The organism is Micromonospora sp. DT4, assembly GCF_049841675.1.
GTDB lineage: Bacteria > Actinomycetota > Actinomycetes > Mycobacteriales > Micromonosporaceae > Micromonospora.
This window is the reverse complement of record NZ_JBNCKT010000065.1, coordinates 22,607-32,436: the sequence shown is the minus strand read 5'-3', so window position 1 is coordinate 32,436 and position 9,830 is coordinate 22,607. Positions and strand designations below refer to the sequence as shown.

Sequence of the window (9,830 nt, the reverse complement as noted above, 5' to 3'; positions counted from 1 at the left end):
ACATAGCGCTCGGGTAACACTCCGGACACCCGTGATGTTCCTACCCCACCAACCATGATCCACAAGACAGGCCCTAGGTCGGCTGCGCCGACTGCGAGTCCAGGCGATGACGACCGCGATGCCGCTGTGCAGAAGGAGGTCGAACAAGATGCGCGACGTACTCGCCGCGGGCGCGGCACCGATCGCCGTGGGCCAATCGGGTGTGGCCTTCGTCCAGAGATTGGGCCGAAGGCGAAGGCCGGCCGCGACGTCACCGGATCGGCCTCCTGGTGCCTCGCTGGGTCTGCGCACTGTCCCTGCGCTCGGGTCTGGGGCATCGGGTGTGAGTGCCGCCGGTGTGTGCGGGCAGGGAGCGTTGGTGGCGCGCCGCCCCACGACCACGGAGGCGCTGTGAGCCGACGAGCCGTTGCGGAGCCATTGGCGTTCAAGCTGCCTCGATGGCGGGACAGGCGGATCCGCACGAAGTTGACGCTGTTGTTGGTGCTGCCCTTGGTGGCGACGCTGGCGTTGACGGGCGTCTTGGCGGCTGGTGCGGCTACCGCTGCGTCGCAGGCCGAGCAGGCACGGCAGTTGGTGGCGCTGGGTGGCGCGGCGAGTCAGTTCGCGGCGCAGTTGCAGCGTGAGCGGGTGGCGGCGGCTCTGGTTCTTGCCCGGGGCAGCAGTGCGGCGACGCTTGAGGAGTACCGCAGGCGAATTGCGCTCACCGATCTGGTTGCCCGGCAGTTCGACGGGGCGCGAGCGGGGGTGCGGGTTCCGCAGGGTCTTCAGGGACCGCTACGTCGCCTCACCGACCAGCTGGCCAGCTTGGCGAAGCTGCGTCGGCAGGTGCAAGCGGAGCCGGATGCCATCGCCAGTCTGGTGGTGTTCCGCTACCGGGCGGTCGTGGCCGATCTCGTCGCCTACCGGCAGGGCCTGTCCCAGGTAGGGGTGGACTCGGGGACGGGTAACGATCTGCGTGCCAGTGCCTCGCTGTCGCAGGCCATTGAGGCGCTCGGGCTGATGCAGGTCGCTGTCGTGCGGTCTGCTGGTGCGGGGCGGTTGACGCCGGCGGGTCAGCAGGAGATCGTCAGCGCGGATGTCGGCTTTACCGAGGCGATGCAGGCGTTTCGCACGCTCGCGCCAGAGTCGTGGCAGGCCCGGGTCAACGCCCGGGTGAACGGTAAAGATGTCCTCGCGGCCGAGCGTTTGCAGGGCGTGGTCGCGCGCGCCGCGCCGGGCGAATCATTGCGGTTGGGAGCCAGCGCGTCCAGTTGGGCAGCGGCCGTGGATGCCCGCATGGATCTTCTGCACGCCGCCGAGCGGGAGCTGGATGGCGAGTTGCTGGGCGCGGTGACTCGGCAGCGTGATCAGCAGCGGCGCACGATCGTCACGCTGTCGGTGACCGTGTTGGTGTGCCTGGGCGTGATGGCGGCGGTCGGCTGGTGGGTGACCCGCTCGTTGACGGGTTCGCTGCACCGGCTGCGTACGGGAGCGATCGCGGTCGCGACGGACCGGCTGCCTCGCATGGTCGCCCAGCTGGCCGGTGACAATCCCAGCCAGTCGACCGTCGACGAGGTGATGGCCGAGGCCGCGATGCCGATCCCCGTGCACGGCCGGGATGAGGTGGGCGAGCTCACGAACGCATTCAACACCGTTGTCCAAGCGGCGGTGCGGATCGCGGGCGAGCAGGTTGCGCTTCGCGGCACCGTGGCGGCGTTCATCCTGTCGCTGTCGCGTCGGCTGCAGTCACGCGCGGATCGGATGATGGTCAGCCTGGACGCGTTGGAGCGTGACGAGGAGGACCCGGATCGGCTGGAGAAGCTGTTCGACCTTGATCACGTCGCGACGCTGATCCGTCGGATGGTGGCCAATCTGCAGGTTCTCGCGGGCGGACGTGCGGGCCGATCACGACCGGAGGCTCTCGCGCTGCCGGATCTGTTGCGCGCCGCCGGTGGGGAGGTCGACGACTACAAGCGGGTGCACCTCGGGTTCGTCGACAACGCCGTTCTGGTGGGTCGAGACGTGGCCGAGGACCTCACGCACCTGCTCGCCGAGGTGATCGACAACGCTGCCAGGTATTCCCCGCCGGACACCCCGGTCATGGTGGAGGGCGGTCGTGTCGGAGATCTGCTTCACATCCAGGTCCGCGATGTTGGCATCGGTATGCGGGAGGCGGCTCTGCGGGCCGCCCGGGATCGGTTGGCGTATCCGCATCGGATGGATAGCGCGACGACCGAGCAGATGGGACTGCCGGTGGTGGGCCGGATCGCCGAGCGCCTCGGCATCACGGTCGCGCTGCGCTCCGACGTCGGCGAGGGCACCCGTGTTGATCTCACCGTCCCGTCGTGTCACTTCAGCACCGCCGGAGCGAATGACCCGGCGGTGGCAGCACCGCCACGCGCGGTGGTTGACGAACGGACCCGGGAGCTTCCGGCGCTGTCGGCTCGCTCGACGCCGCCGGTGGCCCTACCGCCGCCTCCGGCATGGCCTCAAGCGGTCGAGGCGCTGCCCTTGACGCCGGCGCCAGCGGTAGGGCCACCACCGCCGTTGCCGGTCTTTGAGCAGGTGCTGCGGGAGCCGGCCCATTCCTGGTTCGCCACGGCCGAGGACACCTCCGCCGGGGGGCGGCCTGTTGTGCCGGAGCAGTGGCGGGCGGCCGCGGAGGCCGCCCTCCATCAGCCGGCGAGTGAGGTGACCTCGCACGGGCTGCCGGTGCGCCGCCCCGGACGAAGGGTCATCCCGACCATCCCGACGCAGACCCGTCGGACGCTTCGGCCGCTACGCGACCCGGAGGCGTTGCGACGGCGAATGGCGGCAGTCGATCATGCGCTCGGCGCGGCCGGGCGACGTACTCATCACCCACTCGCGGAGGAGCCCCCACGATGACACGCCCGATTACCCCCACGACTACTTCGAAGCGCGACCAGTGGGACTTCCTCCTCGATCAACTTTGCGGCACGCAGGGGGTCGCGCACGCCGTCGCGGTGTCCACCGACGGGCTGTTGATCGCCAAGAGCGCGACGCTGTCGAAGGACAACGCCGACCAGCTCGCCGCCTGCACCGCCGGTATGGCCAGCCTGACCAGCGGGATGGCCACGCTGATGGCGGGCGGCACGGTGGAGCAGACGGTCGTCGACATGGCCGAAGGGCGGGTGGCCATCATGTCGATCGGTGATGGCTCCGTGTTGACCGTCCTTGCCTGCAAGGACGCGGACATGGGCCAGGTCGTCTACGAGATGGCCATGTTGATCAACCGGGTCGGTGCCGCTCTGACGCCGGACCAGCGACCCGTACTGCAGGCATGACGAGTCCTTATCAGCCGGTGGGAGCGGTTGCGCTCCACCATCCGCGCTCGCCGTCCGTCGCCACGGCGGAGCGGCCCACGGTGGGCGGTGGGCGGCGGGTCAGCTCGGCGAAGATCGTGGTGGCGGGTGGGTTCGGCGCTGGCAAGACCACCTTCGTCGGCGCGATCTCCGAGATCACACCTCTGCGCACCGAAGCGGTCATGACGAGCGCCGGCGTGGGGGTGGATGATACCGCTGGGGTGCCGGGGAAGACGACGACGACCGTCGCGATGGACTTCGGCCGGATCACCATCGACGACGCGCTGATCCTCTACCTGTTCGGCACTCCCGGCCAGGACCGGTTCTGGTTCATGTGGGACGAGGTGTGCCGGGGTGCTCTCGGCGCGATCGTCCTGACCGACACCCGCCGCCTGGATGACTGCTACGCCGCCATCGACTACTTCGACGAGCAGCGGCTGCCGTACGCCGTCGCGATCAACGCGTTCCCCGAAGCGCCCCGATTCGGTGACGCGGAGCTGCGCCAGGCGCTCAACGTGGCGGACACGGTCCCGCTGCTGCACTGCGACGCCCTCGACCGGGCGCAAGTCCGCCAAACGCTGATCGTCCTGGTCGAGCACGTCATCGCCCTGCGGCATGCCCGCGCCGACACCCATCCCCAACCCCGATGAGGAGCCCCGTGAACCGTCGATACTCCACCCGTCTGCTCGCGACCGTCACCGCCCTGAGCATGCTGACCGTGCTGGCCGGTTGTTCCGGCTCGAGCCTCGACTCCGGCAGCGCCGCCGGCGACACGATCAGGATCGGTCTGATGGTGCCGCAGTCGGGCCCCTACAAGGCGATCGGCGATGACCTGGCCAGGGGTTGGCAGCTCTACCTCGACTCCCACGGCGGGCAGCTCGGCGGCCATCGGGTGCAGGTCATCACCGCTGACGAGGCGGAGGGCAAGCAGTCCGCGCTCAACGCCGCCCGCAAGTTGCTCGACAAGGATAAGGTCGCGGTAATCGCCGGGACCGGCAGCGCCGACGCCGTCGAGTCCATCAAGACCCTGGTCACCGAACGCAAAGTCCCGTTCGTGGGCACCGGTGGCCGGCCCTCAACGTTGACCGACGTCTCCTACATCTGGCACACCTCGTGGTTGTCCCGGGAGACCGGGGAGGCGATCGCCGGGCACGTGCGCACCGCTGTTCCCGGGCCGGTCTACGTCATCGGCCCGGACTACCAGGGCGGCTACGACCAGATCGGCGGATTCGTCGACGCGTTCGAAAAGGCGGGCGGGAAACTCGCCAACGACGGTGGGAAACCGGCTTGGACGCCGTGGCCGGCCACGACGAACTTCCTGCCGTACCTCAACAAGATCGCCGACACGGACGCGAAGGCCGTGTACTGCTTCTACGCCGGCACCGCCGCGGTGCAGTTCGTGCAGCAGTACGCGCAGGCCGGACTCAAGGGAAAGGTCCCGCTGTACGCGGCGGGTTTCCTCACCGAGGGCAGCGTCCTCGCGGCCGAGGGTGCCGCCGCTGACGGGGTGCAGACGGTGCTGAACTACGCCGCGAACCTCGACAACGCCGCCAACCGGGCGTTCGCCCCGGCCTACCAGCAGAAGCACCAGGCCGCCCCGAACCTCTACAACCTCACCGGCTACGACGCCGCGCTCGTCCTCGACCAGGCCATCGCCGCGGCCGGTGAGAGGCCGACAAGCCAGTCGATCAACATGGCGATCGGGCGCCTCGGCGCGATCGACAGCCCTCGCGGGCAGTGGCGCTTCGGCGCCAACCACAGCCCGATCCAGCCCTGGTACCTGCGCAGAGTCGAGAACGACGGACGCGCCCGCGCCAACGTCGTCGTGCAGAACTTGACCACCCTCGGCAGCTAGGAGCCCTCTCATGACCGCAGCACCCGACACCGACACGACGGCCGCCGACGGCCGGTACACCTTCGACAACGCCACCATCGACGCCGCCCGGCAGGTGCGGTTGCTCGCCGAGATCCTCGACGGGCACTCCACCGACGTGCTCGCCCGCGCGGGAGTGGAGTCCGGGTGGCGGTGCCTCGATCTGGGCACCGGCGCTGGCAGCGTCGCGCGGTGGCTCGCCGACCAGGTCAGCCCGGCCGGGCGGGTCGTCGCCATCGACGCCGACCCCCGCCACGTGCCCACCCATGAGCTGATCGATGTGCGCACCGGCGACGTCACCACCCTCGACCTCGGTGAGGGCGAGTACGACCTCGTGCACGCCCGGCTGCTGCTGATGCACCTGCCGCAGCGCGAGCAGGTGCTGCGGCGTGCTGTTGCGGCGCTCAAGCCCGGTGGGGTGCTGGTGGTCTCCGACTGGGACTGCACCCACCTCGAAGAGATGCTGCTGCGCGGTGCCGCCGGCCTGGCCGAGGCGTTCGTGACGTTCCAGACGGCGCTGGTCGGCCTGGCTGTCGACAACGGCGCCTCCGCGAGCTGGGCTCATCGGGTGCCGGTGGCCATGCGCGACGCCGGCCTGGTCGACGTCGAGGCCGAGGTGCACAACCGGCTGTGGACGGGAGGTGAAGCCGGCTGCCTGCTGCATGCCAGCAACAGCCGCCAGATGCAGGCCGCGGTGCTCGCGCGCGGTGTGAGTGTCGAACAGTTGGCGACGCTGCGCGCCGCAATGGAGGACCCGGGCACCCTCGCGTGGTCGTACCCGATGGTCACCAGCGTCGGCCGCCGGGCCGAGGACTGAACCAGACCACCAGTGAGGGGAAAGGGGAACGTGCCGTGGGACAGGTAGCAACGTACGGGGTGACCGCGCTGGACGGGGTGGCCTTCGGGCTGCTGCTGTTCGTCGTGGCCGCCGGCCTGGCGCTGGTCTTCGGCGTCATGGACGTACTCAACATGGCCCACGGCACGCTCTACCTCCTCGGCACCTACCTCGCCTACCTCCTCACCGACGGCAGCCTGATCGCCCTGATCGCCGCCCTCACCGCCGGCGTAGCAGCAGGTGCCCTCGGTGGTGCCGTCTTGGCCGCCGCGCTGCGCCCGCTGGCCGGACGGGATCACCTCGACCAGGCCCTCGCCACCCTCGGCATCGCGTTCCTCGCCGCGGACGGCCTCGCCGGCGTGTTCGGTGCGGCCCCGCTGGCGGCCGACCCGCCGATGGTCCTCGCTGGCCGCGTCGACATCGCCGGGCACGGCTACCCGGTCTACCGGCTGGTGTTCATCGCCGTCGCCGCCGCGGTGGCGGTCGCCCTGCAGTGGGTGGTGCGGCGCACCACGGCGGGCCTGATGCTGCGCGCCACCGTCTCCGACCCCGCCATGGCCGCCGCCACCGGTATCCGCACGGGCCGGGTGCGGGTGGCGGCCCTCGCCGTCGGCGGGGCGCTCGCCGTCACCGCCGGGGTCCTCGGCGCGCCACTGCTCGGCCCCGCCCCCGGAGTCGACACCAGCGTGCTGGTGTTGTCGCTGATCGTCGTCGTCCTCGGCGGCGCCGGGTCGATTCCCGCGACTCTCGCGGCGGCGCTGCTGGTCGGACAGGTGCAAACCCTCGGTGTGCTCGCCGCAGCCACCGTGGCCCCGTTCGCCCTGTTCAGCGCCCTGTTCGCAGTCCTCGTGCTTCGCGGCCAGGCCGCCGCACCGACCATGGCGAGGCCAGCATGACCACCACCACTGCCACCGCCAGCGCGCCGGCGCCCCCAACGGCGCCGCCGGAGGCCGGGCGCCCGCGGCGTGGGGTCCGGGCAGGTGGTGCCGTGTGCGTGGGGCTGGGCGCGCTGCTGCTGCCGGCCCTGACCGACGCGTACACCGTGTCCCTGGCCAGCACGGCCCTGGTCCTCGCGGTGCTGGCCATGAGTACCCAACTGCTCGTCGGCGTCGCCGGCCTGCCGTCGTTCGGCCAGGCCGCGTACTTCGGCGCCGGCGCCTACACCGCGGCCCTACTCGCCGACGCGGGCCTCACCGCCGGACCGGTGCAACTCGCCGCCGCGGCCATCGCCGGCGCGGTCACGGCCGCCGCCACGGCCCCGCTGGTGCTGCGGACCCGCGCGACCGCGTTCCTCATGGTGACCTTCGCGGTGCAGAACCTCGCCGCGACCACCGCCGCGCAATGGAGCACCGTCACTGGCGGCGACGAAGGGATCCACACCCCACCGGTCACCGTCTGGCCCGGCACCGCGCCACTGACCGGCCCTGGGTATGTCTACTGGTACACGCTGGGCTGCTTCACCCTGCTGGCCGGTGCCGTGGCGGTGCTGATGCGTTCCCGCCTCACCCTGATCCTGCGTGGCTGCGCCGACCACGAAGCCCGCATGTCCGCCCTCGGCCACCACGTCAGCGTCGAAATCGCCGCTGGGTACACGGCCGCCGGGGCGCTCGCGGGAGCCGGTGGGGCGCTCCTCGTCGCGGTCAACCGGTACGTGTCTCCCGCCGACCTGGGCTTCGAGATCGCCGCCGTCACCCTCCTGGCCGCCGCGATCGGCGCCGGCACCATGACCGGCGCGGTCGCCGGGGCGATTGCCGTGGTCACCGCCCGCGACCTTTTCGGCGGCGCCACCGGCGGCCACGCCCCCGCCCTGCTCGGCGTGTTGTTCCTCGCCGTCGCCTACGGCCGGCCACTCACCACACGCCTGCGTCGCACACCCGTGGAAGGGACACCGTCGTGAGGACTCACCCATGGGCACAGCGATGCCCCCACCCGACCGGGCCGTCCCTCGACCTCAGCGGCAGCAACACCGGCCCGCGACGCAAGACCGCGACAAAACCACCGCTGATTACTGACCCGGCGGGTTCCCGGCGGTGGTGGTCGTGACGCTCGTGCGCCTTGACGCAGTGGGCCGCCGCTACGGCGGACTGCGGGCCCTGCACGATGTCAGCCTCATCCTGCCAGCCGGTGCCCGCCACGCCGTCATCGGCGCCAACGGCGCGGGCAAGAGCACCCTGTTCGGGATCATCGCCGGCAGCGTGCGCCCCACCAGCGGCAGGGTTCTCCTCGATGGTCACGACGTGACCCGCCTCGGCCCGGCGGCCCGTGCCCGCCGGGGCATCGGCCGGACCTTCCAGCACCCGGCCGTGTTCGGTCGGCTCTCCGCCGCCGCCAACGTCGCCCTGGCCATCAGCCGCCGCACCCCGCCCGGCGCCCGATCCGGTCGCATCCGCTGCGGCGCTGTCACCGACCACGCGCACGCGGTCCTGGCCACGGCCGGACTCGCCGGATACACCCACCGGCCCGCCGCCACGCTGCCGTACGGGGTGCGCCGACGACTGGAACTGGTGGTCGCGCTCGCCACCGCGCCGCGGTTGCTGCTGCTCGACGAGCCGTCGGCCGGTCTCGACCCCGGCGACCTCGCGCAGCTCGTGCAGACGATCCGGGCACTGCCCCCAGACGTCACGGTCCTGCTGATCGATCACCACCTCGACCTCGTGTGGGACGTCGCGGACACCGTCACCGTCCTGCACCACGGCCACCACATCGCCACCGGCACCCCCGACGCGATCCGCGCTGACTCCGCCGTCCAAGCCGCCTACCTCACCACCACCCCCGAAGCGCCGGCCCCGCCCACAGCCAGGCCGCACAGCGACGGCCGGCGACCACTGCTGCGTGTTCGCGGACTACGGGCCGGCTACCACGGTGCGCCCGCAGCGCACGACGTCGACCTTGACCTATCAGAGGGGCAGATCCTGGCGCTGCTGGGCCGCAACGGCGCCGGCAAGACCACCGTGCTCAACGCCCTGGCCGGACTCGTGCCGTTCGCACCGCCCACCACCGTCACGCTCGGCGGACGCCCGCTGCCCGCCGACGTGCACCGGATCGCCCAGGCCAGATTGAACCTCGTGCCGCAGGGCCGGCGACTGTTCAACCTGAGCGTCGCCGAGCACCTCACCGTCGCGCGGGCGTCGGCCGGCAAGGGCAGCGACACCGGCCACCGGTGGAGCCGAGACCACGTCCTCGCCCTCCTACCCGCGCTGCGGGCCCGCCTTGGCCACCACGCCGCGCACCTGTCCGGCGGCGAACAACAGATGCTCGCGCTCGCCCGAGCCCTGCTGGCCCACCCCCGCGTGCTGCTCCTGGACGAACCGTCCGAAGGCCTCGCGCCCGCCGTCGTGCGGCAGATCGCTGCCGCGATCACCGCGATCGCCGCCCACGGTGTCGGTGTCGTGATCGCCGAGCAGAACCTCCCATTCGTCCTGCCCCTCGCCGACCACGTTGTCGTCCTCGAACACGGACAGGTCGCCCTCACCACCGCCACCGCGCACCCCGCCGAGCCTCTTGCCCGCCGCCTCGGCGAATTGCTCGGCGTCACCCCAACCGGAGCCGGACATGAGCACTGACAGCGACGCGACACCGCTCCCGAGCCGCTTCGCGCTTCTCGCCTACCCCGACGACGAGGAAAGTCCCGCGACGATCGTGGGCTGGGGACTGGCTCTGCCCGACGGGACCGCCTTCGGCTTCAGCCTGCACCGAGGGAACAACCTACTCACCCTCTGCGCCAGCGCCGACGGTGTCGCCCGCCTACACAACGCCGACCCGGAGTGGATCGACGACGAACCCGGCCGCCCAGCCCAGCCGCAGAGCCCATGAACCCCAC

9 protein-coding genes are annotated in these 9,830 nt (G+C 71.3%); all 9 read left to right on the top strand.

All coding sequences use genetic code 11. From position 1 onward, the window contains the following. Positions 1–390 precede the first annotated feature (390 nt). The 9 genes from ACLQ24_RS18775 to ACLQ24_RS18735 all read left to right on the top strand — a co-directional run bounded on the left by ACLQ24_RS18775 (position 391) and on the right by ACLQ24_RS18735 (position 9,823). Positions 391–2,865, top strand: coding sequence for a sensor histidine kinase (locus ACLQ24_RS18775; RefSeq protein WP_425893015.1), 2,475 nt, complete (start codon positions 391–393; stop codon positions 2,863–2,865). Continuing rightward, positions 2,862–3,284 (top strand): roadblock/LC7 domain-containing protein, encoded by a 423-nt coding sequence (locus ACLQ24_RS18770; RefSeq protein WP_425893014.1) that lies wholly within the window; start codon positions 2,862–2,864, stop codon positions 3,282–3,284. Before ACLQ24_RS18775 ends, ACLQ24_RS18770 begins: the two co-directional genes overlap by 4 nt. Next, complete coding sequence (locus tag ACLQ24_RS18765; protein WP_425893013.1) at positions 3,281–3,952, top strand: GTP-binding protein; 672 nt, start codon at positions 3,281–3,283, stop codon at positions 3,950–3,952. Before ACLQ24_RS18770 ends, ACLQ24_RS18765 begins: the two co-directional genes overlap by 4 nt. Next, positions 3,949–5,157 carry an ABC transporter substrate-binding protein gene (locus tag ACLQ24_RS18760; protein ID WP_425893012.1) on the top strand — a complete coding sequence of 403 codons (1,209 nt, stop codon included), beginning with the start codon at positions 3,949–3,951 and terminating at the stop codon, positions 5,155–5,157. Before ACLQ24_RS18765 ends, ACLQ24_RS18760 begins: the two co-directional genes overlap by 4 nt. Positions 5,158–5,167: 10 nt before the next feature. Then, on the top strand, positions 5,168–5,992 hold the full coding sequence (locus ACLQ24_RS18755; RefSeq protein WP_425893011.1) for a class I SAM-dependent methyltransferase: 825 nt from the start codon (positions 5,168–5,170) through the stop codon (positions 5,990–5,992). 35 nt (positions 5,993–6,027) lie between these two features. Further along, on the top strand, positions 6,028–6,906 hold the full coding sequence (locus tag ACLQ24_RS18750; protein ID WP_425893010.1) for a branched-chain amino acid ABC transporter permease: 879 nt from the start codon (positions 6,028–6,030) through the stop codon (positions 6,904–6,906). Positions 6,907–6,998: 92 nt separating this feature from the next. Then, entirely contained in the window at positions 6,999–7,907 is a 909-nt protein-coding gene (locus ACLQ24_RS18745; RefSeq protein ID WP_425893009.1) for a branched-chain amino acid ABC transporter permease, read from the top strand. A gap of 142 nt (positions 7,908–8,049) precedes the next feature. Then, positions 8,050–9,573 carry an ATP-binding cassette domain-containing protein gene (locus ACLQ24_RS18740; protein WP_425893008.1) on the top strand — a complete coding sequence of 508 codons (1,524 nt, stop codon included), beginning with the start codon at positions 8,050–8,052 and terminating at the stop codon, positions 9,571–9,573. Beyond that, a complete protein-coding gene (locus ACLQ24_RS18735; protein ID WP_425893007.1) occupies positions 9,563–9,823 on the top strand; it encodes a hypothetical protein in 261 nt (86 codons plus the stop codon). The genes ACLQ24_RS18740 and ACLQ24_RS18735 overlap by 11 nt, the downstream gene beginning before the upstream one ends. Positions 9,824–9,830 lie beyond the last annotated feature (7 nt).